At 35.5% G+C, this 25,718-nt stretch carries 29 protein-coding genes and 1 pseudogene; 9 read left to right on the plus strand and 21 right to left on the minus strand.

Annotated elements, in window-relative coordinates:
• Positions 1–180: 180 nt before the first annotated feature.
• The 7 genes from NST00_RS01080 to NST00_RS01110 form a co-directional block, all read right to left on the minus strand.
• Positions 181–1,053 carry a cysteine ABC transporter substrate-binding protein gene (locus NST00_RS01080; protein WP_096550230.1) on the minus strand — a complete coding sequence of 291 codons (873 nt, stop codon included), beginning with the start codon at positions 1,051–1,053 and terminating at the stop codon, positions 181–183.
• Positions 1,054–1,064: 11 nt separating this feature from the next.
• A complete protein-coding gene (locus NST00_RS01085; protein ID WP_340709517.1) occupies positions 1,065–1,805 on the minus strand; it encodes an amino acid ABC transporter ATP-binding protein in 741 nt (246 codons plus the stop codon).
• A gap of 15 nt (positions 1,806–1,820) precedes the next feature.
• Complete coding sequence (locus NST00_RS01090; protein WP_096550228.1) at positions 1,821–2,498, minus strand: amino acid ABC transporter permease; 678 nt, start codon at positions 2,496–2,498, stop codon at positions 1,821–1,823.
• A complete protein-coding gene (locus tag NST00_RS01095; protein WP_340709518.1) occupies positions 2,479–3,138 on the minus strand; it encodes an amino acid ABC transporter permease in 660 nt (219 codons plus the stop codon). The genes NST00_RS01090 and NST00_RS01095 overlap by 20 nt, the downstream gene beginning before the upstream one ends.
• 2 nt (positions 3,139–3,140) lie before the next feature.
• Positions 3,141–4,391 carry a threonine synthase gene (locus NST00_RS01100; protein ID WP_340709519.1) on the minus strand — a complete coding sequence of 417 codons (1,251 nt, stop codon included), beginning with the start codon at positions 4,389–4,391 and terminating at the stop codon, positions 3,141–3,143.
• A gap of 273 nt (positions 4,392–4,664) precedes the next feature.
• Positions 4,665–5,225 (minus strand): NADPH-dependent FMN reductase, encoded by a 561-nt coding sequence (locus tag NST00_RS01105; protein WP_016837394.1) that lies wholly within the window; start codon positions 5,223–5,225, stop codon positions 4,665–4,667.
• Between the two features lie 124 nt (positions 5,226–5,349).
• Positions 5,350–5,769: a hypothetical protein gene (locus NST00_RS01110; RefSeq protein WP_016837395.1), complete on the minus strand. Its 420-nt coding sequence runs from the start codon at positions 5,767–5,769 to the stop codon at positions 5,350–5,352.
• A 197-nt stretch (positions 5,770–5,966) separates the two neighbouring features.
• Here NST00_RS01110 and NST00_RS01115 point away from each other — a divergent pair, with 197 nt between their 5' ends.
• Entirely contained in the window at positions 5,967–6,119 is a 153-nt protein-coding gene (locus NST00_RS01115; protein ID WP_168411853.1) for a hypothetical protein, read from the plus strand.
• 78 nt (positions 6,120–6,197) lie between these two features.
• On the opposite strand, the gene NST00_RS01120 is transcribed toward NST00_RS01115, so the two are convergent.
• Entirely contained in the window at positions 6,198–6,581 is a 384-nt protein-coding gene (locus tag NST00_RS01120) for a hypothetical protein (protein ID WP_340709520.1), read from the minus strand.
• A gap of 128 nt (positions 6,582–6,709) precedes the next feature.
• On the opposite strand from NST00_RS01120, the gene NST00_RS01125 reads away from it, so the two are divergent.
• Complete coding sequence (locus NST00_RS01125) at positions 6,710–6,853, plus strand: hypothetical protein (protein ID WP_016837398.1); 144 nt, start codon at positions 6,710–6,712, stop codon at positions 6,851–6,853.
• A 143-nt stretch (positions 6,854–6,996) separates the two neighbouring features.
• Here NST00_RS01125 and NST00_RS01130 read toward each other — a convergent pair whose 3' ends face one another.
• A complete protein-coding gene (locus NST00_RS01130) occupies positions 6,997–8,448 on the minus strand; it encodes an aminotransferase-like domain-containing protein (RefSeq protein WP_016837399.1) in 1,452 nt (483 codons plus the stop codon).
• Between the two features lie 102 nt (positions 8,449–8,550).
• Between NST00_RS01130 and NST00_RS01135 the strand changes: the two genes are divergently transcribed.
• Both NST00_RS01135 and NST00_RS01140 read left to right on the plus strand, forming a co-directional pair.
• Positions 8,551–9,162 (plus strand): LysE/ArgO family amino acid transporter, encoded by a 612-nt coding sequence (locus NST00_RS01135; protein WP_016837400.1) that lies wholly within the window; start codon positions 8,551–8,553, stop codon positions 9,160–9,162.
• Between the two features lie 281 nt (positions 9,163–9,443).
• Entirely contained in the window at positions 9,444–10,655 is a 1,212-nt protein-coding gene (locus NST00_RS01140) for a DUF5068 domain-containing protein (protein WP_232019906.1), read from the plus strand.
• Between the two features lie 98 nt (positions 10,656–10,753).
• Here NST00_RS01140 and NST00_RS01145 read toward each other — a convergent pair whose 3' ends face one another.
• On the minus strand, positions 10,754–11,050 hold the full coding sequence (locus tag NST00_RS01145; protein ID WP_340709521.1) for a hypothetical protein: 297 nt from the start codon (positions 11,048–11,050) through the stop codon (positions 10,754–10,756).
• A 168-nt stretch (positions 11,051–11,218) separates the two neighbouring features.
• On the opposite strand from NST00_RS01145, the gene NST00_RS01150 reads away from it, so the two are divergent.
• From NST00_RS01150 to NST00_RS01165, 4 genes are all read left to right on the plus strand, one after another.
• The gene (locus NST00_RS01150) at positions 11,219–11,716 is read left to right on the plus strand and encodes an Lrp/AsnC family transcriptional regulator (RefSeq protein WP_016837404.1); all 498 of its coding nucleotides are present in this window, start codon (positions 11,219–11,221) and stop codon (positions 11,714–11,716) included.
• Positions 11,717–12,883 carry an aminotransferase gene (locus NST00_RS01155; RefSeq protein WP_340709522.1) on the plus strand — a complete coding sequence of 389 codons (1,167 nt, stop codon included), beginning with the start codon at positions 11,717–11,719 and terminating at the stop codon, positions 12,881–12,883.
• Between the two features lie 226 nt (positions 12,884–13,109).
• Entirely contained in the window at positions 13,110–13,709 is a 600-nt protein-coding gene (locus NST00_RS01160; RefSeq protein WP_340709523.1) for a hypothetical protein, read from the plus strand.
• Positions 13,710–13,731: 22 nt separating this feature from the next.
• Complete coding sequence (locus tag NST00_RS01165) at positions 13,732–13,929, plus strand: hypothetical protein (RefSeq protein ID WP_247595793.1); 198 nt, start codon at positions 13,732–13,734, stop codon at positions 13,927–13,929.
• Positions 13,930–14,066: 137 nt separating this feature from the next.
• On the opposite strand, the gene NST00_RS01170 is transcribed toward NST00_RS01165, so the two are convergent.
• Complete coding sequence (locus NST00_RS01170; protein WP_016837407.1) at positions 14,067–14,645, minus strand: YdhK family protein; 579 nt, start codon at positions 14,643–14,645, stop codon at positions 14,067–14,069.
• A gap of 145 nt (positions 14,646–14,790) precedes the next feature.
• Here NST00_RS01170 and NST00_RS01175 point away from each other — a divergent pair, with 145 nt between their 5' ends.
• Positions 14,791–14,973: a hypothetical protein gene (locus NST00_RS01175; RefSeq protein ID WP_016837408.1), complete on the plus strand. Its 183-nt coding sequence runs from the start codon at positions 14,791–14,793 to the stop codon at positions 14,971–14,973.
• A 131-nt stretch (positions 14,974–15,104) separates the two neighbouring features.
• Here the strand turns inward: NST00_RS01175 and NST00_RS01180 are convergent, their stop codons facing one another.
• The 10 genes and pseudogenes from NST00_RS01180 to NST00_RS01230 all read right to left on the minus strand — a co-directional run bounded on the left by NST00_RS01180 (position 15,105) and on the right by NST00_RS01230 (position 25,616).
• On the minus strand, positions 15,105–15,380 hold the full coding sequence (locus tag NST00_RS01180; protein ID WP_016837409.1) for a CC/Se motif family (seleno)protein: 276 nt from the start codon (positions 15,378–15,380) through the stop codon (positions 15,105–15,107).
• A gap of 249 nt (positions 15,381–15,629) precedes the next feature.
• Positions 15,630–15,767: a hypothetical protein gene (locus tag NST00_RS01185; RefSeq protein WP_016837410.1), complete on the minus strand. Its 138-nt coding sequence runs from the start codon at positions 15,765–15,767 to the stop codon at positions 15,630–15,632.
• A gap of 107 nt (positions 15,768–15,874) precedes the next feature.
• Positions 15,875–17,119, minus strand: coding sequence for a sensor domain-containing diguanylate cyclase (locus NST00_RS01190; RefSeq protein WP_340704569.1), 1,245 nt, complete (start codon positions 17,117–17,119; stop codon positions 15,875–15,877).
• A 102-nt stretch (positions 17,120–17,221) separates the two neighbouring features.
• Positions 17,222–17,836, minus strand: a complete 615-nt coding sequence (locus tag NST00_RS01195; protein WP_016837412.1) for a flavin reductase family protein — start codon at positions 17,834–17,836, stop codon at positions 17,222–17,224.
• 437 nt (positions 17,837–18,273) lie between these two features.
• A complete protein-coding gene (locus tag NST00_RS01200) occupies positions 18,274–18,510 on the minus strand; it encodes a hypothetical protein (protein WP_016837414.1) in 237 nt (78 codons plus the stop codon).
• 565 nt (positions 18,511–19,075) lie between these two features.
• Positions 19,076–19,519 carry an SgcJ/EcaC family oxidoreductase gene (locus NST00_RS01205; RefSeq protein ID WP_340709524.1) on the minus strand — a complete coding sequence of 148 codons (444 nt, stop codon included), beginning with the start codon at positions 19,517–19,519 and terminating at the stop codon, positions 19,076–19,078.
• A 354-nt stretch (positions 19,520–19,873) separates the two neighbouring features.
• Positions 19,874–22,271: pseudogene (locus NST00_RS14925) on the minus strand (DUF2357 domain-containing protein).
• Complete coding sequence (locus NST00_RS01220; RefSeq protein WP_340710139.1) at positions 22,243–23,784, minus strand: McrB family protein; 1,542 nt, start codon at positions 23,782–23,784, stop codon at positions 22,243–22,245. Before NST00_RS01220 ends, NST00_RS14925 begins: the two are co-directional and overlap by 29 nt.
• A 206-nt stretch (positions 23,785–23,990) precedes the next feature.
• Positions 23,991–25,126 (minus strand): IS3 family transposase gene (locus NST00_RS01225; protein WP_445329555.1). Its coding sequence is split into 2 segments (ribosomal slippage): positions 23,991–24,892 and positions 24,892–25,126, totalling 1,137 coding nucleotides; the frame shifts between segments, so codons are not numbered across the junction.
• Between the two features lie 73 nt (positions 25,127–25,199).
• Positions 25,200–25,616, minus strand: a complete 417-nt coding sequence (locus tag NST00_RS01230) for a hypothetical protein (RefSeq protein WP_340709527.1) — start codon at positions 25,614–25,616, stop codon at positions 25,200–25,202.
• Positions 25,617–25,718 lie beyond the last annotated feature (102 nt).

Genomic DNA, 25,718 nt, shown 5'->3' on the forward strand with positions numbered 1-25,718 from the left:
AGGAAAGGAACCCCTTTGCTAGTAAATTCTTTTTCCTTAGATTTTATTTATTGCTATCATATAAAACTTGCACTAGGTTTATCAACTATCTTGATTTTTTCATAAAATTTGACAATTAGAAAACTATTGATAGAACTAAAAACTTGCTGGATAAAACACTCCAGCAAGCATTTTTTAACATTATTCAACTTTACTTTCAACTACTACAGCATCAGCCTTGATTGTTTCACCGAAAGCAGGTTTTAATGTTTCTTCATATGCTTTTGTAAAGAATTTTTCTTCATATAAACTTTCAATTTCTTCATTTAACCATTCTAATAATTCTGTATTTCCTTTTTTAACAGCTGGAGCGATATAATCCAATTCACCTAAAGTAGGTAATGCTACTGTAAATCCTGGATTATTATTTGCCCAACTAAATAGTAAAGCGTTATCTTGAGCTAAAGCATCACCGCGTCCATCTTTTAGCGCTTCAAATGCTTCATTAATTTGATCATACTTCACCAATTCTACTTCCGGATAATTTTTCATGAAGAATGTTTCTGCAGTTGTCCCTTTAGGCACAATTAATGTTTTTCCTTTTAATTCTTCCACAGAAGAAATTGGCGATTTTTCAGATGATACAACACCGATTGCTACTTTCATATAAGGATGTGCAAAATCTACTTGCTCAGCTCTTTCTGGTGTAACTGTAAAGTTTGCCAATACGATATCTACTTTATCCGATTTTAATAAGTCAACACGAGCTTGTGGTTCAGTAATCACATATTCGATTTTTGACTCATCACCAAGTAAATCTTTTGCAATGCGTTTAGCTAAAACAATATCATATCCTTGATTTTCGCCTTTTTCATCAACATATCCAAATGGCGGTTTATCGCTGAATACTGCAACACGTAGTACCCCGCGCTCTTTAATTTCATCAATAACGGATTTTGTTTCAGTTTGAGCAGTTTCTTCTTCATTAGCTGATTCGTTGTTATTACTATTGTTGCATGCAGCTAATACTAGTATTAATAATGCAATCAATAAGTACGAATAAATTTTCTTCATCTTTCTTCCTCCTAAAATTGTAATATATTAATAAATTGTTGCGCACGTTGTGTTTGGGGATTTGAGAAAAAGTCTTTAGCTTGTGCTCGTTCATGAATCTTCCCTTTATCCATAAAAATCACTTCATCTGCTACTAATTCAGCAAATTTCATTTCATGAGTAACAATTAACATCGTCATTCCTTGTTTTGCTAATTGTGCAATGACCTCCAACACTTCTCTTACCATTTCTGGATCAAGGGAAGCCGTAACTTCGTCGAATAGCATAATCTTTGGATTAGTACAGAGCGCACGAACAATGGCAATTCGCTGCTTCTGTCCACCTGATAATTGCCGCGGATAATCATTAGCACGATCTAAAAGCCCCACTCGATCTAGTAGTTCTCTCGCCTGTAATTCTACTTCTTCCCGCTTTCTTTTTTGTACTTTAATAGGTGAAAGGAGAATGTTCTCTATTACTGTCATATTCGGAAAGAGGTCATAGCTTTGAAATACCATGCCAATTTTTTGGCGAACTTCCCGCCATTTTGAAGTTTTCGTCAAATCCTCTCCCTCGAAAATAATTTCGCCATCTTGTACTTCTTCGAGGCCATTAATACATCGTAAAAACGTACTCTTTCCGCAGCCAGATGGCCCTAAAATTGCAATGACTTTCCCTTGTTCAACATGTAAATCTATGCCGTCTAATACAACCTTATCGCCATATTTCTTTACGAGACCGTTTATTTGCAATATTGGACGATTTTCAACCAAAGTTACTCCACCTCCTTAAGTTGCCCATTTTTGTTCTAGCTTGCGTGAGATTCGAGACAACGGAAAACAAATACAGAAATATAAGAAAAAGATAATCCCGTATATCCAAAATGAAACAGTAGGGTATTCAGCATTGTAAAACTGAATAATTTGTTGACCTACTTTGATTACTTCTACAACACCAATCATTGTAAGTAGTGCTGTTGTTTTAATAATTCGTGTAATAAGATTAATTGTTGGAGGAATTGAACGCTTTGCCGCTTGTGGAACTAGCACATAACGATACATTTGAACTTTACTTAGCCCAAGTGCAAGGCTCGATTCCACTTGATGTTTTGGCAGAGAAACAATGGCTCCTCGCACAATATCACTCAATTCCGCTGTACCCCATAAACTGAAAACAATCAGTGCAACCACTTCTGCACTTAACTCCACATTAAAGTTCACCGGAACAATATAGTAGATGACAAACAACCATACTAAAATGGGAATAATACGAAATAACTCTAAATAAATTTTGAACAGGAATTGCAAAAACTTATTTTTCGTCGTTCGTATTATGCCGATAATCGTGCCCAAAACAATCGAAATAATGATTGCAATCACCGCAATTTTTAACGTATGGAAAAGCCCTTCAAGCAGCCTAAGGAAATTGATTCCCTCAAATAAAACACTAATGCCCGAATTCAGCATAACGAACTCTCCTCTCAAGCCACATTAAAAATAATGTGAAAGGAAGTAATATAATCAAATAGCCGATGACAAGCATAAACAATGCTTCATTCGTCTTATAATAAATTCCCATTAAGTTTTTCGTTGTATTGGTAAGTTCTAATATGGCAATTCCACTAAATACGGATGTTTCTTTTATTAAGAAAATGCAATTTGCTCCAAAGGCTGGCACGCTATAAGAAAAGGCTTGCGGAAAAATAACGTAACGTACTAGTTGAAAATTGCTTAGTCCCAATGCTTTCCCACTTTCCACTTGTGATTTTGTGACAACTTCCATGCCGGCGCGGAATGCTTCAGCCATATAACTTCCGCCTAGGAAAGTCAAACCGATAATTGCACACATTTCCCCGCTTAACGTTAATCCTATTTTCGGTAACCCAAAATATAAGAAAAATAATTGAATTAACAATGGTGTGTTTCTAGCAATCTCTAAATAAACTTGGACGATGTGATTCAACACTTTGACCTTAAAATATTGGATTACACTGCAAATGAAGCCTGTAATCGTAGCAAAAACAATGCCGATTGCTGCAAGCTTAATCGTTAGCCATAACGCAGTCTTATAAAACGGTAATACTTCAACAATGTATTGCCAGTCCATGATTAATCTCTCCAGTTACTGTCTTGTGGAGATTGTGCATAGAGCGTATCTCCCGGTTGTAAGACTTGTACTCCTTGAATATCTACCGTTTCAGGATATTTAATTCCCGCTCCTGTATTCAGGCATACAACAAGCTCCTCTTCTTGAATCCATCCTTGCTCTCGTAACTTTCTTGCAGCAGCAAATGTAGTAGCGCCTTCTGGACAAATGAAATTGCCCTCAAGAGAAGCTACATGTTTTTGCGCTTCCAATAATTCATCTTCAGAGACTGCGACTGCACAACCATCCGTATTGTAAATAGCTTCAAGTACTAAGAAATCTCCGAGTGCTTTCGGTACATTGATGCCGAATGCACAAGTTGTAGAGTTTTCGAAAAATACGGATTCCTTTTCTCCCTTTTTCCAAGCTTCCACAATTGGCGCACATCTTTCTGCTTGAACAGCAACTAAACGAGGCAATTTCCCTTTCTCAATCCAACCGATTTCTTGCATTTCAAGCATAGCTTTATAAATTCCAATGATTCCTACTCCGCCGCCCGTTGGATATAAAATGACATCTGGTACTTTCCAACCAAGTTGCTCCACAATTTCATAGCCCATTGTTTTCTTTCCTTCAATTCGATATGGCTCTTTTAAAGTAGAAGCATCATAAATTCCTTCATGTTGAATTAAATGTGCAACCACTTTTCCTGCATCGCTGATTAAACCATTTATTAAATGTAAATCACCACCTGCTATATACACTTCTTTTCTAGTAATGAGCGGTGCATCTAAAGGCATGACAATCGTCGCTTTAATACCTGCTTTTGATGCATATAGCGCCCACGCAGCCCCCGCATTTCCATTAGTCGGCATCGCTAGTTGTGTCACACCAAGTTCTTTCGCCTTCGATACACCGACACTCGCTCCTCTTGTTTTAAAAGAACCAGTTGGTATAATCCCTTCATCTTTTATGTAAAGATTTTTTAAACCATATTTCGTCCCTAACGTTGGGAGATGTTCTAAAGGAGTTCCACCTTCACCTAGTGAAATGATATGTTCTTCATTTTTGACTGGAAGAACTTCGTGGTATCGCCATAAACTTTTTGGGCGATTTACAAGCTCTTCTTTCGAAACGTTTTCCTTTACTTTTTTCAAGTTATATCGAACCAGTAGAGGCGATCCGCATTTACATAACTGTTGAACTTTACTTTCGTCATAACGTTCATTACATTTAGGACATTCTAGATGTGAAATATAGCTAAACTTCGTCATGAAAATCTCTCCTCCTGATAAAATGAAAAAAGACTACAAAATCCTCAATAAATAAAAGAATTGAGAATTTTGTAGTCTTTGGTCTGTCCAATCAACTACATCATTTATAATAATCATTTTATTCAAACTATTCCTATTAGTCAACTTTATTTTAAAGGTGATATATTTAAAATCATAATTAGTATCTATTTATCTAATAAAGCTCCCCTTCTTTACAATTGTCTTTGCTAAAAAATCTGCTCCATTGTATGAACTGGAGCAGATTTTATAAAGTTAATAGTTATTGCGAATTGTTTTTAAAGCTTTGGACCATTTAAGCAGTTGGTCGAGCATATCATTTACAGTTTTTGTATGCATTTCTGCTGGTTTGAACTTTGTCATGTTTTCAAAATCAGTGAAAAGAGATAACGCAGGGTGTGTCCGAACATCTGCCACCGCTAATTCTCCCAAAATCCCGCGTAGATGTTCAGCAGCACGTGCTCCTCCAACAGAACCGTAGCTGACAATGCCAGCCGCTTTATTATTCCAAACTTCTCTAGCTAAATCGAGCGCATTCTTTAAAGCCCCTGTAATACTGTGGTTATATTCTTGCACAATAAAAATAAATCCGTCTAAACTTGCTAATTTTTCATTCCATTTAGCTACTCGAGGATCTACTGTATCAGATGTTGTCGTACCAAAAAAAGGCAAGTCGTAATCAGCGATATCAACGATTTCAAATTCCGCTTCTTCACGATTATCAGCTATTTCTTTTACCCATTTGCCAACTTGAGGACTTACTCGACCTTCACGTGTACTTCCTAAAATGATCCCAATTTTTAATTTCTCTGACATTGTAAGTTCCTCCTAATTATTTTTCTAAAAAACTCTTTATGATAACAATGTTGCCAATTTGTCGAAAAGTTATGATGTCGGAAAATGTAATTTTTATGGATAGATTTTGTCTTGATATTCACATCTATATGTCATGCTGTTTGTTCTTTCGTTCTTCCAAAATATCTTTAATCATTTCAATATGGGAAGACGCCCATGCCTTTTCCCTAAAATGAAGAAACAAAGCAAATGTAATACCTGTGATATAACAAACAATGAAAATCATCCAATTTCGCGTTCCTTCTTGAAACAGGATTTTCTGAAGATGCTCGGAAAAAATTAAAAATAAAAAAGGGATGGACGAAACAAAAATCGGAATCATGCCTGACCCATTTTCCTCTTTTACTAATCGATAGTAAATTAATTGCAACACATCGCTTTCAATTGACTCATAAAATTTTCGAACTTCATAAAGATCTTTTAAATATTTTGATTCATGAATGGCATCTTGATTTTCTTTAAGCCGCTTATAAATTTTGTGAGCGTCTCCACGAAAAATGTTCATCACTTCTCACCCCACAGCGTGAAATTTAGTGGGTTCACCATATTGTTTGCACTCCTCCTATTTGGACTACTTTTATTATTCTTCATCCTTTTAAAAATAAACTTTTCACAATTTTTACGAAATATTAGGCGTTTATCTGTTGTATATCAGTTTTATATATAATATAATTGTTATATATCACATAGGAGGGGATGGCCTTGTTGAGCAATAAAGAGCGTAAAAATATGGTTCAGTTTTTGGTGAAGTATTTTGGACTTGAACCAATTCAGCTTGTAAACATTTCTGATCGCATGTTAGAAGCTACGTATGATTTTGCGTATTCTCGATTTGAAATGGAAACGGATATTTAATGGCATGAACAAAGGGGTAAACATATAAGAGTCGTTTCTCATGGGAAGAAACGACTCATTTTATTTCATCCAAACATATCACTCTTCAATCTTTTCAAATTGTAATGTAAACAATTCAATTTGTCTGCCCCATTCAACAGCCATGTTGATTCCCGTCTCTTCATTTACATTTGTACATTCCCCACAAACATCTGTAATCATTAAGATCCCCTGATTATTTAATAAACCGATTTCAGTGGAAGAACCGGATGGTGTTTCTATACGATAGCCGATTTGTTTTGGAATTGGTTTCTTCCCGATGTATTCGATTTGAAGTATGGATGATTCCTGTTTTTTCTCCATTACCACTTCATAGACAACTCGCCAATTTTTCGTTTCACCTACAAAAGTCCATTCTTTCGTATTTTGGCATGCTGTAAGCACAATGAGAACAATGAAGACAAAAATTGCTCTTTTTATCACTTTGTCACCTCTTCATTCGTATTCCTATGAAATCATTTTGGATCTATGCATTAAAGAGAAAAATTTTGAAGGAATAGTTTCATTGAATTGACGCACGCTAAATTCAAGATTTTTGGGAGGTGATAAGGATGGCGAAGAAAAATAAGACGAGTTTTAAGAAAGATAAAAAGGAGAATAAAAGATCTAATCAACGGGAAGAATATTCAAAAGAGTTTAATCAAGTAATCCACAACAATCCTCCTGCTGAAGTAAGAAAACCCCGAAATACTTAATTTCAATGGGTACTAGCCCATAAAAAGAGCGAATGTAGAGAACGATTCGCTCTTTTTTGTAAAGGATGGATATTGATAATTGAAAAATTTAACATTCTCTTTAGAGAATTTTGCTAAAAAACAAAGCTCCAATTTTAAAATTCCTATTCGCTTCCTTCTATTCCTCTATTCATCGAAACTTTAGAGATTTTCCGCAAAATTTCTAACCCCTTAGCCAATTCATCAAAAGATGCATATGCGTATGAAAGTCGTATATGATGCAAGTCGTTTGCAGCATAAATATATCCGGGATTAATCAAAACCTTTTCATTCAACAGTTTTAAAAAGAAAGCTTTATTGACAATCGGCTGATGGAACCTAAGCCAAATATAAAAGCCCCCTGCTGACTTATTCCATGAGGCAATATCTTTAAACTCTTCTTCCAATATCTTTTCTACAAAGGCAACCCTCTCTTTTAGTTGATGTCGGAGCCATGAAACATGATTTTCATATAATTCCGTTGATAACCAGTGAGCCACAATTTCTTGTGAGAAGGAGCTAGACCCATAATCTGTTTGCATTTTAATATCGGCTAATCTCTGGATTACTTGCGTTGGCCCTACTACCCAACCAATGCGTAATCCTGGACTTAACGTTTTCGAAACGCTCCCGATGTATAGCACTTGTCCTGAAGAATCGAAGGATTTAATCGGCGGTGTCGGAGAATCAAATAATAATTCATGGTACACATCATCTTCCACAATCGGAATTTGCAAAGCATTGCACACTTCATACAACTGTTTCTTTTCTTCCACTGAAAAATTTATTCCTGTTGGATTATGCAATGAGGGAATGCAATAAAAAATAGACTGCCTTTTCTTTTTTAAAGATTGTAGGGTTTCTTGTAAATGCTGATTTCGCTGAACCGAGATCATTTGCATCCCCGCAGATTGAAATGGATGCACTGAAGTTAAATAAGATGGATCTTCATGAAATACGATTGAGCCTTCCTCTAACAAGCCAAGAGCAATTAATTGCAATGCTTGAAGTGCCCCTGAAACAATTAAGATATTTTCAGGAAAAGTATAAATCCCCCGCTTTTGTAAATATTCGCACAAAATCTTTCGCAATCGTTCATTCCCTAGAGGTGATGAATAGCCGATTACTTTCGCATCAAGAGAAATTGATTGAAGAGACTGCTTCAACTCTTTTGTCGGAAGTAATTCCGGTGACAACTCCCCTGTTCCAAGGCGAATGACGTCATCGTATTGCTCGTATTCATTAATCAATTGAATGGTATGAATGTTTGGTTTATGAATACTCGATTCAATATGTTGTTTCCAATTCGGTTGGGATTTGTTTAACAGGGCATTCCAAGAATGATTCGCCACATAGACTCCAGAACCCACTTTCGATTCCAATAAGCCATCCGCTTTTAATTCTTCTATCGCCTGTTGCACCGTGCTACGATTTACTTTCAATTGGCTCGCAAGTTTTCGTTGGGGTGGAATTTTTGTGCCAACCGTCCAATCTCCTCTTTCAATGCGAGACCGCATCCAATTGACAATTTGTTCTTGTAGGGTTAAATGGGAATTCCGTTCTGGTTTCCAGTCCAAAAAAATCACCTCTTTAAAATTGGATGGTGCAAAATCCATCCAATTGGTCGTTTTCTTTTAGTTATAACAAAGTATGATTGATTTAGAAAGCGGGGTGAAGAAATGGAACCACTATTACACGGAATCATTTTAGCATTTGGATTGATTTTACCTTTAGGGGTTCAAAATGTATTTGTTTTTACACAAGGTGCTATGCAGCCGAATCTTTTCCGCGCCTTTCCTGCGACAATTACTGCAGCGATGTGCGATACATTGTTAATTTTACTTGCTGTTTTTGGATTATCCGCAATTGTGTTGCAATTTGAATGGTTGCGAATAGGGCTTTTAATGGTGGGAGTCGTATTTTTGTTATATATGGGGTATGCCATTTGGAAAAGCAAACCAGCAATCACTGAAACAAACAACGCGTTGCCAGCCAAAAAGCAAATTATCTTTGCGATTTCCGTTTCCGTCTTGAATCCTCATGCTATTTTAGACATTATAGGTGTGATTGGAACGAGCGCGCTGAAATATGAAGATATCGAACAATTATTATTTACCTTAGCCTGCATCAGCGTATCTTGGATTTGGTTTGTTGGCCTAACCATAGCAGGGGGAGTCTTGAAAAAGTTAGATCGCTCCGGAAGGATTTTAATGATTTTTAACAAATGTTCAGCCATTTTTATTTGGGGCACTGCTATTTATTTAATGACTGATGTATTTGGCCAGCTCTAGTCTTTTCCAATGAAATGCTTAAGAATAGGTTTTCCTTTTTAATTAAATAAAGAGCCATTGCATTTACTTCTGACAAGCTTGTACAAAAAACAAATTATACCAATTAGCTATTTAAACTTTTCAATGTTATGAACATTATCCCACTTTACTTACAAACCTTTTTCATAATCCAAACTCGAAAATGCTATACCTTTCTCTCATTTTTGATGGATGCTCTTATAATAGAGAAAATTTTCTATATAATGGTTCACGTGACAAAAAATTTGAAAGGTTGTGAAAAAGTGGGTAAATTTCATTGGTTCGTTGTCACGCTCTTGGCAATGCTATTAGCAGCCTGTGGTGGAAATGAAGAATCAAAAAACCTTGAAGAAAATGCAGATGTAGAAGTAGACATAAACGAAGAAAAAAATGAAAAAGTAAACGGAGCAACTACATCTTTTGATGAAGTAAATAAACTCATTCAAGAAGCAACAGAAGGAAATATAGAAGTTGTATACACAAACGAGAGCGCAAATTATTCCCATGATATGAAAGGTTTTATTGTCGACGTTCCTGCCTATCAAATTGTGAAAGTCACTGATATGAATCGAGATTTTCTTATTCAATTTGATGACCAACAAGAAGGTTATATCATCATTGCTAAAACAATCATAAACAATACAACAGAGAAAGATATGTACTACAACCTCAATTTTAATATTCGTTTAACACACGAAACAGATTACATCCCATTTGACCTTACATTTTTAAGAAAAGAACTTTTCCCTCGCCCACAAAACGAACAAACACGTGCTTGGGCTCCAGGTGAAATAGCGGAAGGCTATGTCACATTCACTTTAACAAATGAACAATTTGAAGCTATATCTTCTGTAAAACCGAAGTTTGTCATTGAAGGTGGCGTATCTGAAAATGAGTCATTCAAAGAAAGCTTCCTTGATGATGCTGTGTTTGACTTCGTATATAGTGAAGAATATGCAAAAGAAGTTGGAAACGCACCACAATTTTACCCAGATCGTTTAACAACGGCAAACTGGGCTGATAAAGTAATGATTTTTGAAAAATCAAATATCAATGAAACAAAACAAATTGACAATGTAATCATTACGTTAGATGGTGTTCAATATACAGAAGTCATTCCAACCGCTGGCAATGAAGAACGTTTCCGTAACTTTGGCGATAGCGGTGTCGTGGCAATTACGGTGAGACTTTTGATCGATAACCAATCCAGTGAAAAAGTTAATATTGATCAAATTGGTTCAAAATTAAGAATCGATGATAACCGCGGTACAGCTATTGCTAGCGGCATGGTGGAACCTTCTGATGAAAGAGAAGTGCAACCAGGAGAACAAGGCGTTAAACATCATGTATTTCTTTTTAGAAAAGATGAATTTGAAATTTTCAAGAGATTTGATTTAGAATTTGGTCCATTCACAAATGATGAAGGAAAAGATCAATTTAAAGGAAAGACAGTTACTTTTACATTACCAAGATAAACAAAAAAACACCACGTATCGATGCGTGGTGTTTTTTTAAAGAGGTTATACACCTGTAGAGACATCGAAAGGTACAAACTCACCATTTATATATGCTTCTAAATATTCTTTGTTACCTTAAACACATGTTTTCTTTCTGTATTTTGCTCTTCTTGTTCATCAAGCTTTACAATTAGTGTAGTCCCGTTCAATTCTAAATCTGCTTCTACATTTGCAGTAGATGAATAAACAATATAAAAAACATTCCCTTTCGTATTCAATATTTGGAGCTTAGCGTATTCATCTATTCTCTCTTGCACTTTTTTCGGAACAACCTCTAATTCACTTATGCTGAATTGAGATGTCTGACACGCTGCTAAAAACATCAGCATAAAAATAAATACATATTTCTTCATCTATTTCTCTCCCCCTATTTCATTGATTCTACAAAAATTTTCCATCACCTCTTAGATGACTTAAATGCTTAGAAAAACGCAATAACTTCGTCAGATTTGTACTTGAACTCTCTATTCATAGTGCTAAAATCTATAAATAAACTACACATAGTTGGGGGTCTTTTTTCAATGAAGCTAAATGAAAAAGAATTAGAAATACTTGGAGTGTTAGAGAAAGACGCTCGAATCGAAACAGCAGACCTTGCAAAAATGGTGGGCTTAAGTATAGAAGAAACAGAATCCATTCTAAAAAAACTTGAGAGTGATCAAGTCATTGTTAAATATTTAACAATGATTGACTGGACAAAAATCGATGAACATCAAGGCGTTCGAGCAATGATTGATGTGAAAGTAACCCCTAAACAAGGCGTTGGCTTCGATGAGATTGCTGAAAAAATTTATCGTTATGATGAAGTACAATCTGTTTATTTAATGTCCGGTACTTATGACTTATCCGTTATTGTTGAAGGCAACACTTTAAATGAAGTGGCAAATTTTGTATCACAAAAATTGTCTACATTGGAATCTGTCGTATCAACAACAACTCATTTCATCTTGAAAAAATACAAACATGATGGAATTATTTTAGAACAAGAGAAAAAAGATAAAAGAATTGTGGTGTCATAAATGAAGGCAACAAAAAGTACATATATTTCCAGAACAGTTAGAGAATTAAAACCCTCAGGTATTCGTCGTTTTTTTGATTTAGCTGCAGGAATGGAAGGCGTCATCTCCCTCGGTGTTGGTGAACCTGATTTCGTCACTCCTTGGCATGTTCGAGAAGCGGCGATCCGTTCCATTGAAGAAGGATATACTTCCTATACACCCAATGCGGGTCTTCTAGAACTACGCGAAGAAATCACAAATTATGTAAAAAACCGTTATCATGTGGAGTATTCCCCTTCCGAAGTCATTGTCACAGTGGGGGCAAGTTCAGCAATCGATACAGCGATGCGCACGATTATCGATCCAGGCGATGAAGTTATTGTTGTAGAACCCTGCTTCGTATCATACAGCCCTACCGTCACTCTTGCAGGCGGCATCCCAGTCCCAGTGCAGGCGTTAAAAGAAAATGACTTTAAAATTTTACCAAGCCAAATTGAAGCAGCAATCACTCACAAAACGAAAGCGATGATTATTTGCTTCCCTAACAATCCTACAGGTACGCTATTAAATAGAACTGAATTAGAAGCTCTAGCTGAGATTGCCAAAAAATATGATCTACTCGTAATCTCTGATGAAATTTATGCCGAACTTACATATGATGATTCCTTTACAAGTATGGCCACTCTCCCTGGTATGAGGGAAAGAACCATTTTAGTGAATGGATTCTCAAAAGCCTTTGCCATGACAGGTTGGCGACTAGGTTATGTATGTGCACCGGAAGAAATTGCAAGTGCGATGTTGAAAGTTCATCAATATGCATTGATGTGTGCATCAACAAATTCACAATATGCCGGTTTGGAAGCGTTGCGCAATGGACAAGGCGAAGTGGAGAAAATGGTGAAAAGTTATCGTCTCCGCCGTAATTTCATTGTGAATTCCTTTAATGAAATGGGGCTTACTTGCCACATGCCAGGAGGTGCTTTCTATGCCTTCCCTTCCATTGAATTAACTGGACTCAGTTCTCAAGAATTTGCAGAACGATTATTGTTAGAACAAAGCGTTGCCGTTGTACCAGGTGATGTCTTTGGCGAAAGCGGCGAAGGCCATATCCGCTGCTCTTACGCAACATCAATGGAAGAATTAAAAGAAGCAATTAAACGAATTAAACACTTTATTGATTCGTTGTAATATTAGACTTGATTTGTACAGGCTGTTAAGGTTGCTTAGCAGTCTGTTTTTTTATTGAACATGATAACTTTGGCGAAATACTTGCAACTTTATTTTACATTCATTTCTTCCCTTCCTTCTCCCTCCAAAAAAACAGGACATTTGCAACTTTCTCTTTTTTCATTTCCTTGCTACACTCCTTTATAACAAAATCTATTTTTTGAAATTTTTTACTGAGGTGATTCATTTGAAATACAAGTTATTTAGTAACTTATTGTTGTTTTCAATCATCCTTCTCGCCGCTTGTTCTACCACCAATGACGACGTTCCTGCAACGATAGAAGCCAAACCTGACACCGGATATGGTAAAACCTTTCAAGAACTCAGAATTGGCAACCTATTAAACTTTGATTTCAAATTAAATAATGCGGATCAAACGTGGGTAACGATTTGGGTGGAAAGTTATCAGGATGGAAAACAAAAAGAACAATCGGCCGCTCAATTGGCTTATGGATTAAGCCCTAACAAAACAGAGCAGGGTCCTTTAGGAATCGGTATGTTTGAAACCGTCGATGGATCATATCTATTTATTTATTCCAACAACATCTCATTGAAGCCAACAAAAATTGATATCCCCAATTCCGAAAACATCATTAGCGAATGGAAATATGCTTTAAATGAAGAAACATTAGAATTAAATCAGTCCTATCTATTAGGAGTATATCGAGCATCAGAAAATGAAATGGCAGTTTACGATTTACAAGATGAAAAAGAAGTCGAACAAATGATTCAAGACTCTAAGTATGTCCTACTAGTGAAAATGAAAATTGAAGAAAATGAAGGTTAAAATTGAGAAGGAGTTGAAAATTTTGGATAATATTGTATCAGAAGTTTTATTTTCCATCTATGTCATCATCATGATTATTACTTCTATTGTTTATTTACGCCAATTAGAAAAAGCACGAAAACACCGAGCGTTGACTGCTTTTGAACGGACGATGTATATCCTAATTCAAGTTGGCTATTTGTTATTTGCGGCTAGCCTGCTTATTTTTGTATTTACTTAGACGTGAAAAAGCCTGATCTAAAAGTCCAAAACTTTTGGATCAGGACCGACTCCTTATGATGAATATTTCTCTCCTTATAGTAATCACATCTAGCATACCGCCTTGTCAAGCGGAAGTATCAGTCAAAAAGTGTGCGTTTACGGAGCAACAAGTTCCCCTTCAACTAGCCATTTGTAGTTTTTTACTTCTTCTCCTGTTGTTGTTGTAAAGTCCACCATGTAGACAGGTCCTTCTTCTGCCGTTTCAATCGTTGCCGATGCACCTCTCATGCCTGGTATATGTTCTGTATTAATTACCAATTCCCTACCAGGTTCCATTGGATCTCCACTTGCTCCTTCTAACTCCTCATGAATCACCCATTTATAATGTTTTACTTCCTCACCGCCATCTGTTGGTCTAAAAGATACAGAGTAAGCCGTTGTATCATAAGCTCCGACAACTACTCCTTCTGCTCCTTCCATGCCATCCATATGGTTTGCATAAATTTTTACTTTACTGCCAACTGGGAAGGCTGGATTGTCTGCCACTTTTAAGTCTAACGGTACTTTTCCAGAACGATCTTCAATGGCATCTGCTTGTTTCGTTTCTACTTGTTCTTCAGAAGTTTGTTGATTTTCCACTTTATTCTTGTCTATTTGTTCAGATGTATCCCCACATGCTACAACAGTGAATAAAAAAGATAGTAAAAATAATGTAAAAGTCCAATTTTTTTTCATGAAAACCCTCCCCTGCTTTTTATTATTAGGTTTGTCAATTTTAATCTTTATATACATAAATCTGCCTGATTGAACCCTAATTCAAACGCTTTTGAAACCAATTGGAAAAAGAATCGTAATTATGAATAAAAAGGGGAGGATGGATATGGAAACAAAAAAATGTTTTAAATGCGGAGGAACGGAATTTGCAGAAGGCACAGACTACATGCCAATTAAACCAAGCCTCATGTCGATGAGTGGTGCAAATAAAATTTACACATTTTGTTTACATTGTGGAGAAGTAGATTCCATACGAATCGAAAACACAACGATTTTCAAAAAGAAATAGGGGCTTTCCCCCCCTCGCTTTCTTAAGCTTTTAACAAACTTTCTCCTACAGTAGTCGAAACAAGTTTGCACAATCCTCGTCGCAAAGGGGCCATCTCAATATGACTTTTCAGACGGCCCCATGATAACTACTTATTGCACTCTTGCTATAACCGTTTTAAAAATGCCAAATCCCTTTAATTGAAGAACGAGCTTTTCTTTCATAGCAATAGGAGTTTGTACATAAACAGACAAGTCATCTATGGTAAACTCTCGATAGTTTTGCACATTCTTCGGTTTTCTTGGCAACACAACGAGCTCTTGGATATCTGGAGCACAACACCCTTTCACTTCTAACAATTGCACCGTTAATTGATTCCCCTTTGAACGAATCCAGTCTTTTACACCCTCATGGATTTCTACGTGCATGTTCCTCCCCCGTTTCGGTCAAATTTTTTCTTTATCATATATGATGCAAAAGATGAAGAAAATACTTTTGTTTAGGAACAGCACTTTACATTGAGAATCACACATAAACCGCAAGTCGCACGAAAACGACTTCCCTCCACTTACTCGATTCAAGTGCAATTGAAATTCATGAATTCAGGGAAACCTATCATGTCGCTTTTTTATTAACGATTTCTTTTCCAAATAAAAAACTGATAAGAAAAATTCCTATCAGTTTTCCAAATGTTCTTGATGGTCCTGTTTGTTTTCATTTTCGTAGGCTATTAATGCGACACCAAGTTTATGCTCCAGCGCCTTAATTTCTGCCAACTGTTCTTCCGATAAGTGTGCGTATTGCCAATCCTCCATATTTTTCACCTCACAAAGAGTATGGTCAAAAAAAGAAAAAAATACGCTTCTTCCTTTTTATTTTGACCTTATACCGGGCACATCATCTTATACTCATACCATTTCTTCTACTCTTTATAGAATACAAATCCTTTTCGATATTTTTTTGCTTCATATAAAGCTTGATCAGAATTGGATATAAGCGTCTTTACATCAATGCCGTCTTGAGGGAAGATGGCAATACCGATGCTCGAAGTGACGACTATCGATTGATCCTCTATTTGATAAGGAACTTGAAAGGCTTTTTGTAACCTCGTTGCAATTTCAACAAGGGTTTGTTTTCCACGGATATTTTTAATTAAAATCAGAAATTCGTCGCCACCAATGCGGCAAAGGACATCTCCTTCACGCACATTCTTTTTCAACCGATCGGCAAATTTTATTAATAATTGGTCCCCTACTTCATGGCCGAGAGTATCATTCACCTTTTTGAAATCATCCATATCGATAAACATAACACCGAACATGCCATTATTTCTTCTTGCTTCTTCTACGACTTTTTTCATTTCTTTTGTAAAATAACGCCGGTTCGTCAGTCCTGTTAACGGATCGTGGTACGCAAAATATTTTAACTGTTCCTCATAGTGTTTCTTCTCGGTTACGTCTCTCACTACAAGCTGATTCACATATTGCCCTTCAAAAAACACACGCATCATTGTAATTTCCGCCCACAAAACTTCCCCATCGACCCGCTTCATTTTCTCGAGTACTGTTGTTTGAATTCCTTCTATTAATAACTTTCTAATCGAAAACTGTTGCTCCGTATGAATCAATTGCCATACAGACATACCTAATACGTCTTTTTTGGAACGAGCGCCAATCAGGTCCATGCCAGTTTGATTGATGTAGATGACAGCATCATCTTTTATCATAAAAACCGCATATGGAAAAAACTCCAATAAATTGCGGTAACTTTCTTGATTCGATTCGAGTTTCCGTCGAATTTCCATTTGCTCTGTAAAATCTTTATACGTACCAACCGCAAGGACATTGCCTTCATTTACTGCACCATAGGAAGCTAAAATATCTAATACTTTTCCATCTTTTCGTTTTCTTTTCGTCATATAATAGGGAACATTTTTTCCGCTTTTTAAAGTATTCAATAGTTGTTGAAATTCTTCTTGGTCTTGCTCCTGAAAAACAAGTAAATGATTAGGAACTTGCCAATCTTCCTCCGCACACCCAAGAATCTTTGCGAAAGCAGGGTTTGCCATTAACACTTTCCCATCATAATCAACAGTAAATAAGGCATCATTGGAGTTATTCCATACGAGTTCCAATACATCAGGATCTACAGATTGTTTAAAATCCATTCCATTCTCTCCTTTGAAGGATAAAAAAAGGGTCTCAACATGAGACGCTCACTTCTGTTATTGTCAGAAAACCAAGATGAAACTATACATTTTCATATTGTATTACTTCGGCCTTTCGATTAAAAATATATTGCCTATCGTAGCATATTTCGGACCTGCTAATCGGCTGATAGGATTGAGTTCTCTTGTTTTAATATATGAATGGTCATAGATTTTTTCATCTAAATGCACGAGCACAATTTCACCTATAAATAAATCGCAGCTCGGCCCTTCACCATTGATGCCCCCTAAAGGAATCCCTTTTACCAGTTTACATTCCAATCGCACTTTCGCTTCTTCTACTCCCGGAACACTTACCATTTCACTTTCTACTGGAGTTAATTTTGCATATTCCAGTTCACTTTTATCACTTGGTAAGTTTGCCGATGCCAAATTAAATTTTTCTATATTTTCATGATCCGCAACATGCACAACAAATTCCTGCGTATTGTAAATATTTCGAGCAGTGTCTTTCATTTTTCCATCTTTTCGTTGTACAGAAATCGAAAGCATCGGTGGGTTGGCTGAAACGATATTAAAATAGCTAAAAGGTGCTCCATTGACAACGCCTTCAGTGGACATCGTCGTAACAAAGGCAATCGGTCGAGGAATAATCATACCAGTAAGTAAAGTATAATTCTCTCTTTCACTTATTTCTTTTGGATTAATGGAAAGCATGCATAAGTCACCTTTTCTAAAAGATTGTCCGGCCCACTACAGCCTTCTTGATTTATTTTATTACATGATAATTAAATATTTTCCTCAATATAACTTTCGAATGGGGAAAATATTATTTTTTCAGAAATGTCGCGGGACTGACGATGGAAAGAGTTTGTTGAGGATTGGTTTAAGATCCATCCCCTTAATTAATAAGAGTCTTGGGGACTTAAATTGGGCACTTGTGCAAACAATGAATACGAGGGCTTCTTCAATAAAGGTTACATTCAAAATAAAGAATTGAGGTTAAATGAGGATTTATGGGAATGGACTTATGCAAAAGTCGTTTAAAGGAGAGAAAGGCACTTTGTCATGGAAATTGTGAGGAAAATGGCAACGTTTGTAATCACTAAGCAGACAACAATTTTCAACGTTCCATTTCCCCCACTACTAACACTTTAGAAATACACGACCGTCCAGACGACGGATGTTATAAAGTAGGTAATCGCAAAGGGAGTTAGTTTCGGGACAAACTTTACAAACACCACAAACAGCACTGCACCAATACACAATAATAAAACCCACGGATGAACATTCAGCACATTGACCGTAAACATGTGCACAAATGTCGCAACAAATGCAGCACTAAATGCTTTTAATAATAAGATGAGTTCTTCTTTTTGATGCGTTGACAAAACAATCCCTCCCCTCTTACCCCCAATGTATTATTTTCCACAGGAAATAGAACTCTGTTTACAGGAATTCCAATCATTAGTAATTTTTTTCGTGCGTACCTTCTAGAAGCTGTGTGGAGTATTGAGAAGATAATTGAATACGGATGAAGTAAACGGTCGGTATAACGCTTTTTCCAAAAAGAATTGATTTGATATTTTAACCACCCTTGAATGCTACACTCTTTTTGCAACAGGAGAAATGGAATGTAAAGTTGGTGGGATGATACACTTTGATGATGGGGAAGAACGACCTATATCGCTAGCGTTAGAATAGCCAAAACAATTTTCTTCACGTGAAATAGTGGATTTAATTCATTAGATGATGTGGAACAAGGAGGCATCATGACATTACCCATAAACAGCTATCGATGCTAAATATACTAGTCCAAATGGGGAATGGCGAACCTGTTCAATGGCAAAATAGCGTAAAAGAATTACAGGATATGTACGGAACATTGTTTCAAAAGTAAATAAAAATAAGGCAATCAACAAAACGTTGGTTGCCTAAATACCCATAGCAAACAAATTACGAAAGTAGTTCCCGCAACTCTATTGTCATGGCTTCGACAAGTTCAGGTCTTCCATGGAACTGAGCAGGTGTATTTTGAAACAATTCAATAAACCAGTGATCGTCTTTTCTCACCGCTACAACTGTATGATGAGCATTGACGGAAGTTTCAATATCCGATTCTCCAGGCGGGACCATCCCAGCAATCGCACGTAAAAAGGCAATATCGCTTCCTAAAAAACGTATATCCTTCACCTTCGTTACATAAGGAGCCGTTGGATGACTTTCAAAAATAGGCGCTAAATGCGAGAGGATTTCTTCCTGTCCAATCGCCATACTTCCATCAAATCCAATCTGCACCCCTTCTTCTCCAAACAAAGCAGCCATGCCTTCTGCGTCCCGTCGATTCCATGCATCAATCCATTGTTCATATAGTTTTTGGATTTCTAGTTTACTAGACATTTCTTTCCCTCCCCTAAAGCAGCAAACACTACTCAGTGTACGCATTTCCCATACTTTGATATAACAGCACTTCTACCACGTACAAAATACTGCTATGGTTTGATAATACTCGAAAATCAATAATTTTTCGATAAAAATCGAGGATTTCAATCTAAACTTTAGTATGGAAAGAGGGGTTTCTATTTAGACATAACATATAGATAACCAACCTTTAGCACAATTAACTAATTAATCAAAAAGAGGTACTCAAAAGTAGAGCTTTTGAATACCTCTTTTATAATTACTTAGATGAAACTGTCACATGTTCCTTTATTCCAAATACTTTTCGCAGCCTTTTATCTAAGTACTAAGTAGCTAAATCTCAGCTACTAGCTCTTTAAATATTTCAAAAAGATTGTCTTCCAAGTCCTTCTTTGGTATCTCTCTTATTATTTCTCCATCTCGCTCATGAAACAAGGAATTGCTTTTCCAATGGAAAATGTGTTCACCTGATCTAAATGACGAAATTTTTGTATTTTGCGTTATCACTTTTGTTCCCAATTCAATTTCTACATGGCCTACTATTTCTTTTAACATTTTCAAAAACTGTCGTTGAACATTATTTTCCATTAGCAGTTCTGGTAATAAGTAAGCTCCATTATAAAGATGTTCTTCAACTAATAGAGGCTCTATTAATGAATATCCCCCCGATTGAATATCATTCAATGGTGATGGCCAACCCTCAACTTGAAAAACGATATACTTACCTTCGCGGGTAATGTTCTTAATAAAACTTTCATGATGAATACCCTTTGAAGTACTTAAAGCAATTTTCTTGGCTTTGTGCCAATGTTTTGGCAATTCATTTTCTCTTATTCGAACCATTAAATCGTTAGAATTTAATGCGGGAACAATTAATACATAATCCGAATCATTCCTATATAAAAACTCTTTAGTTCCGATAGGTAAAATGCCTTCTGCTTGTAATTCCTCTGCTGTCTTGTTCAATAAATTATCGATAATTGTTTCAACTAAGTCCGTAGCTTTTGGTAAAAAAGGAAGTCCTCCGATATTAACTTTTTCAATACTTTTATAAAGATGGTGTTCTTTGTAACGAACTTGGTCATTCCATGGAAATAATACATAAGCTCCAAACGCTTCTCGTTCATAGCGACCTTCACTTTCAGCTACTATCGCATCTCGATATCTATGCATGGTGTTTATATCATCTTCCATTGGCCCTGGTCCATTTATCCCTTCTTCACTTCCAAAATTGATTCGATATTTCGCATCAAAAATATATAGATAGTCATAGTCCCTACCGAGTTTTTCAATGATAAGCATTGTGTCTGGAATTTGAGTAACAGTTGCGTTTTTTCCAGTTGAATACTGATATTGTAATTTAATAAATTCCCCAGTCTTTTTATTTTTAAATACCCACTTTGCTTCCTTTTTCTAAATTTACTACTAATCCATTATTAGTAACTTTAATAATATCATGAGAAACTACTTCGCATTTCTCACGCAAAATTTTACCTAGTCTTAAGAATGTCCAATATTCATAAAGTATTGCAATATCTTTTACTGACATCTTATATATTTCACCGCTCAAAACTATACCTTTCGATAGGGTTGAATAGATTTGATAGATTTCTCTATATCCAGTTGCCATCTGCAATACAACACTCATAACAGAACGGTCTAATTGCCCGATCCTTCTCCAAAATGGCTTTTTTAATTTGTTAGAGAGTTTTTTTCTCAATGAATTTAATATATTTAATACTTCTTGATCTGGTTCTAAATGATATTTTTCTTTTGCTTTTTGGATTGTTATATGCAGTTGATCAATTCTTTGATATAGTCGTTCTAATGTCCATTTAACGTATCGATTTTCATGTGTATCAAATGTGTGATTTTTTTTAATAAGTAATCCTTTTTGCGGCATCATTTGCTTACCATTCAAAGCAATTCCTTTCCCAACCTCAATAAAAAGATCTGCATGTTTTCTTAAATACGTTCTCCCAGTAGCATCTTGTTTACGTAAACGATCTCCACGTGCGATTTCATAGACAGTATTTAACTGCATATGTGGTTTTTGTTCAACAAAGTCCACAGCTTTAATGTAGGATTCAAAATGCTTCCTAATCAATCGATAAAATTCTGCACCGGTTGGCTCAGTATTTACTTGCTTTGTAGCACCAGTTAAGAAGGTTCTTTTTAAAAAGTCATAAGCAAGGTTATATACTTCTTCACTTACTTCATCTAGTAATGCACGATAATCTTTTTTATAATCTAACTTTGCTGGATATACCTCAATAACAACCGATAAAAGTGAGTTTCCTTGATTATCATGAATTTCAAAATTACTAAAACCCACTTCATTTAGAAAATGAAGAGTACCACTGAGTATATTTGTATTTAGAATTGGGCGAATCGCTTTTCTAAAACTTTCATATTCATGATAGAACTGAATTTTCAAATCTTTTTTTAATGGTTTTACTTGAATCTCGTATCTTCCATTTTCAAAAAATACAGGTAGGAAGGGTTGTTTATAATTTTCAACTAATTTCCTTTGAGTTACATCAAATATCTCTACATAGGCATCTCTAGATGTACTAAAAAACATGGATTCATTTTCTTCAATAAAAGATTTATAGTTCTCTTGTTCATATCTATTTAAATCAACATCTCCTGATATAACTAAATATAAATCTTCTGTCTTTATTTTTATTAGAGGTTCATTTTTAAGCAATCCAGAAGGAAGTGAAACCATTGTTATCTAACCTCTTTTTCATTTCCACAATTTTTGCTTTACATTTAGGAAATTGTTCTAGCTCTTCTTCTAGATTTACAAGAACAGGTCGAATCACATTTTCTGTCCCACTAATTCGGGGAAGAATTTTTTGCATAATACAAAAATCCATCGCTTCGTTTTCCGTCAATAACATTCCTGCTTCTGCATTATGTATCATATAGAAGCAAATTTCATCACGTACTCGGTAACCTACTTGAGCATAAATGGGCTCTAAGTATTCATTAATTTTATTAATTTTGCTTGAAACTTCTTTTATAAGTGACTCATGGTCTTTAAAAACATCTTTTAAGAAAATATAACGTGATTGAAGCACCTCATTAGAAACCCGAATCAGTTCCACTTCTTGTTCGATATTTTCAAAAGTATTAAAATTCATTATATCGATTTCATTAAATTCAATGGTATTTGCTCGGTCCAACACTTTTTTACTGAATGTATGAGTCGTTTCATCCATATTCACAGTTCCTATCACATAAAGGTTTCCTGGCAATGTCAACGTTTTTTCTAGTCCATTTTCATCTTCATAAGTAATTAAAGGAGTTGAAGTATAGTTCCCATCCTCATCCATTTTCCGGCTCTCCATCACACTCAACACATCACTAAAGTAATACTCGACCCGAGCTAAGTTCATTTCATCTAGAAGAACAAAATGCGGCAAATCAGGATTTTGAAGAGCATTTTCCACCATCTTGGTAAATGGCCCCTTAATAAAATCGCCTTTTATATCTTTGTAGCCCAATAAATCCGAACTATCACTCCAGTCTGGCCGAACGGGAATTAATTTGAATTGACCATTTTCCTCTGTTGCACCAATTGATTCAGCAAAAAGCTGGACAATTTTTGTTTTACCTGTACCCGATATTCCTGAGATTATAACGAAAGGTTTAGTTTTTAATGATAAAAACAGGTTAACAATATTTGCAGAACTATAATAGAATCCTCGATTTTTAATAAAATTATATATATGCTCTATGACTTCCTTTTTAGATATATTCTCTACAATATTAGTTGTAACTTGATTTGTATCCTCATTAATAACTGGGCCTTTGTCTTTTCTATAAGCAATGTATTTTTCGTATAGGTCCAGCATTTCATATAGATCCTTAATAAGTACCTCATTAGATGGAATATTATCTTTTGAATATTCGATATAAACAGCCACCGAATCTTCATATTGTTTTGCTAAATTACCTTTACCAAGCTTAATTTTAGGTTCATATTTAAAACGAGTATTAAGAGGCAATATACTTCTAATCTCATTATTTATTTCTTCCATTTCAGATTTAGAAGTCTCTGTTACTCCTTGAGCCAAAGTCAAATATACCTTTTTCATATCTTCGCTAAAAAGATAAACAAGATAAAATCCTCTTTGGGTAGAAGTTGTAATTTCTGTATTCATAATTGCTATCCATGGTACAGCAGCCCAATTCCCGACTCCTGCCGAACCTATTACTTTATACTTTTTATTTATAAATGAAAGTTTTGGATCTACGTCAAGTTTTTGGACACAAAAAGATTAAGTTTTTTTGCACAACAACCATTCATGGATTGTTCCACGTCCCAAGTAGATTGTCAAAGTGAAGAGATCCTTTGACAATCTACTTGGGACGTGGAGAAATAAACCCATGGCTGTTGTGCCAAAAAATGTGAAGGGGGAAGTGTTCTGTACCCCATGTTTTACACTGCTATTCGGCATATTTTTTCGTATTCATCCGGTGTCAAATAACCAATGCTTCCATGAATTCGTTTGCGATTATACCAACCTTCGATGAATTGAAATAACGCAATTCTCGCTGTCTCAAAGCTTTCGTATTTGGTTAGATACACTTCTTCTTTTTTCAATATGGCATGAAAAGATTCAATACAAGCGTTATCATATGGACATCCTTTTCGACTAAATGACGGAACTATTTCATGTTTTTTTAGTAGTTTTTGAAAGGCTTCACTTGTATATTGTGTGCCTAAATCTGTATGCACGATAAGACCAGGATCGGGCTTTTGATCTTGAATCGCATTCTGAAGTGCTTCCAGCACAATTTCTGTTGTCATGGTACGAGAGAATTTATATCCGAGCACTTTTTTTGTATGTAAATCAAGAACGGACGCTAGATAACACCAACCATCACGAAGCGTATGGACATATGTAATATCAGCTACCCATTTTTCGTTGATTGTTGTTGTAGTGAAATCTTGATTTAATACATTTTCTCGTTCTTCTACGGGCTTTTGTGTTGGTGTTGGGCGGAATTTTTTTACAATACATGATTGGATGCCTGCTTGTTTCATCAAACGTTGAACTCGATTGATACTGCCTGTATAGCCTTCTTTTTTTAGTATTTCAAAGATTTTAGGGGCCCCATAACGACCCTTACTTTCTTTATGGATTGCTCGAATTCGTTCAAGCAGTTGTTCGTTGGCGACATGATAGCTATTCGGCTTCTTGTGAAACGATTGATAATACGTACTTTTAGGCATCTTTAAAACACGACACATCATTTGGATTGGATGATGTTCGCTTTCTTTTGTAATCAAGTCAATCAGTTCTTGCTCATCTATTTTCTCGCGAATATGGTCATAGCCTTTTTTAAGATTTCGATCTCCTGTTTTAATCGAAGATTTTCCTTTTGAATGGCTTCTATATCAGCCAAAGTTAATTCCTGTTCACATTCAATTGGAGAGAGTTGCTTAATCCATTTATAAATCGTTACTTCTGAAACACCATATTCGCTAGAGAGTTGACTGACTGGAGTGCCTGAGCGATAAAGCTCAACTACTGTTTGTTTAAATTCTTGATTATAGCGCTTTTGACTCATGATTCGGACACAACCTTTCGTTAGTTTAATATTAATGACTTAACCAAGTTGTGTCCATAAATCTATACTACATCTATTTTTTATATTCATTAGTAATTTTGTGCTTTATAAAATTAACCAAAGGATTTGCTTTAAACGGTTTTGTTCTTTCTATTAAATAATCATCCATTATTTTGATAATATCATCTCTTAGAGGTAATTCTTTTTCTACCATATAATTTCTTAACCCCCATATCCCACTCCCTTTACCTTCTACGGTATAGAATAGGTCGTTACTATCTCCGGGTTTTCCTTTAAATACTCCATCTTTAGCATCACTTGAATGTTCATAAATATTTCTTCTCACTTGAGCTTTCCAATCAATATATTTTTCTAAATTTATTTTTCTACGTTTAATTATTTGATCATAAATTTCATTTAATGTACCCTTCCCCCCCAATACTTTCAATGATTCAATAATTTCATTTACCCATATACTTTTTGTTTTCATTTGAAACACCTTTTTTCAAAAAACTAAAATTACTTAAATTGATATGTCTTGATAATGTTAGATAAAAATTCCAATTTATCTTTATTATAACTAGTAATTAGA

The organism is Ureibacillus sp. FSL K6-0165, from assembly GCF_038004285.1.
Lineage (GTDB): Bacteria > Bacillota > Bacilli > Bacillales_A > Planococcaceae > Ureibacillus > Ureibacillus thermosphaericus.

Bases quoted from the DNA above. Each gene is read 5' to 3' on its own strand.
- NST00_RS01080 (WP_096550230.1), bottom strand. From the start codon at position 1,053: ATGAAGAAAATTTATTCGTACTTATTGATTGCATTATTAATACTAGTA.
- NST00_RS01090 (WP_096550228.1), bottom strand. From the start codon at position 2,498: ATGCTGAATTCGGGCATTAGTGTTTTATTTGAGGGAATCAATTTCCTT.
- NST00_RS01095 (WP_340709518.1), bottom strand. From the start codon at position 3,138: ATGGACTGGCAATACATTGTTGAAGTATTACCGTTTTATAAGACTGCG.
- NST00_RS01100 (WP_340709519.1), bottom strand. From the start codon at position 4,391: ATGACGAAGTTTAGCTATATTTCACATCTAGAATGTCCTAAATGTAAT.
- NST00_RS01105 (WP_016837394.1), bottom strand. From the start codon at position 5,225: ATGTCAGAGAAATTAAAAATTGGGATCATTTTAGGAAGTACACGTGAA.
- NST00_RS01110 (WP_016837395.1), bottom strand. From the start codon at position 5,769: ATGAACATTTTTCGTGGAGACGCTCACAAAATTTATAAGCGGCTTAAA.
- NST00_RS01125 (WP_016837398.1), top strand. From the start codon at position 6,710: ATGGCGAAGAAAAATAAGACGAGTTTTAAGAAAGATAAAAAGGAGAAT.
- NST00_RS01135 (WP_016837400.1), top strand. From the start codon at position 8,551: ATGGAACCACTATTACACGGAATCATTTTAGCATTTGGATTGATTTTA.
- NST00_RS01145 (WP_340709521.1), bottom strand. From the start codon at position 11,050: ATGAAGAAATATGTATTTATTTTTATGCTGATGTTTTTAGCAGCGTGT.
- NST00_RS01150 (WP_016837404.1), top strand. From the start codon at position 11,219: ATGAAGCTAAATGAAAAAGAATTAGAAATACTTGGAGTGTTAGAGAAA.
- NST00_RS01155 (WP_340709522.1), top strand. From the start codon at position 11,717: ATGAAGGCAACAAAAAGTACATATATTTCCAGAACAGTTAGAGAATTA.
- NST00_RS01170 (WP_016837407.1), bottom strand. From the start codon at position 14,645: ATGAAAAAAAATTGGACTTTTACATTATTTTTACTATCTTTTTTATTC.
- NST00_RS01175 (WP_016837408.1), top strand. From the start codon at position 14,791: ATGGAAACAAAAAAATGTTTTAAATGCGGAGGAACGGAATTTGCAGAA.
- NST00_RS01180 (WP_016837409.1), bottom strand. From the start codon at position 15,380: ATGCACGTAGAAATCCATGAGGGTGTAAAAGACTGGATTCGTTCAAAG.
- NST00_RS01185 (WP_016837410.1), bottom strand. From the start codon at position 15,767: ATGGAGGATTGGCAATACGCACACTTATCGGAAGAACAGTTGGCAGAA.
- NST00_RS01190 (WP_340704569.1), bottom strand. From the start codon at position 17,119: ATGGATTTTAAACAATCTGTAGATCCTGATGTATTGGAACTCGTATGG.
- NST00_RS01195 (WP_016837412.1), bottom strand. From the start codon at position 17,836: ATGCTTTCCATTAATCCAAAAGAAATAAGTGAAAGAGAGAATTATACT.
- NST00_RS01205 (WP_340709524.1), bottom strand. From the start codon at position 19,519: ATGTCTAGTAAACTAGAAATCCAAAAACTATATGAACAATGGATTGAT.
- NST00_RS01230 (WP_340709527.1), bottom strand. From the start codon at position 25,616: ATGAAAACAAAAAGTATATGGGTAAATGAAATTATTGAATCATTGAAA.